This is a genomic window from Bifidobacterium sp. RTP21102st3_E2_RTP21102_210122 (assembly GCF_040916945.1).
GTDB lineage: Bacteria > Actinomycetota > Actinomycetes > Actinomycetales > Bifidobacteriaceae > Bifidobacterium > Bifidobacterium longum.
In genome coordinates, this window is sequence record NZ_JBCPAN010000033.1 from 1 (window position 1) to 1053 (window position 1053).

Sequence of the window (1053 nt, forward strand, 5' to 3'; positions counted from 1 at the left end):
GGCGTACACGATCATCGACACCGTGCGCGGCATGATCGACGATTTGCGGCATGGCCGGGTCGGTGTGGATCTGCTGGCTGTCGTGGCGATCGCCGCCACGGTCGCCGTGCAGGAATACTGGGCGAGCTGGGCCGTGGTGCTGATGATCTCGTCCGGCGAAGCCATCGAGGAATACGCCCAATCCAAGGCCGAAAGCAGCCTGACCGCGCTGATGACGGCCGCGCCCCAGACCGCGCACGTCGTGCGACGGCCCGGCGTGGGCGTCGCTGGTGTCAACACCGGCGACGGCAGCGACGGCAGCTCCGACGACCGGGGCGACGGCTTCCGCAAGGTCGCCGCTCTGCCGTCTTCCGCCGCCAGCGGGTCGTCCGACGCTGCGACTTCCCACTATGACACCGTTGCTGTGGAATCCGTCACCCCCGGCGATGTGCTGATTGTGCTGCCCGGTGAAACCGTGCCGGTGGATGGCGAGCTGTTGTCCGGATCCGCCACGCTCGACCTGAGCAACATCAACGGTGAGCCGGTGCCGCGTGGAGTGTTCGCGGGCGCCCGCGTCATGTCCGGCGCGGGGACCGGCTCGACCACGCTGACCATGCGTGCCACCGAAGCCGCCAGCGACTCGCAATACCAGCGCATTCTCGCGCTCGTCGCGGCCGCGCAGGATTCCCGCCCGGCGGTGGTGAAGACCGCCGATGTGCTGGCAGTGCCATTCACGGTGCTCGCACTGGCGATCGCGGCCGTGGCATGGTTGGTGTCCGGCGTGCCGACGCGCTTCGCTCAGGTGCTGGTGCTGGCGACCCCTTGCCCGTTGCTGATCGCCGCCCCCGTCGCGTATGTGGCGGGAACCGGCCGACTAGCCAAGTCGGGAATCCTGATCAAGACACAGGACGTGCTGGAGAACCTCGGCCGCGTCACGCACGTGTTCTTCGACAAGACCGGCACGCTGACCGTGAAGCAGCCGCAGGTGACCCGCGTCGAGATGCTGCCCGGCGCCGGCACTCACCTCAATGAGGACCACGTACTGATGATGGCGGGCGTGGTCGAGACCTATTC

General features: G+C 67.9%; 1 protein-coding gene. It reads left to right on the forward strand.

Features of this window, described 5'->3' with window-relative positions; translation table 11 throughout:
* Positions 1 to 1053 (forward strand): HAD-IC family P-type ATPase (locus tag AB5287_RS10045; protein ID WP_368221184.1); only part of this gene is annotated, 1053 nt, incomplete at both ends.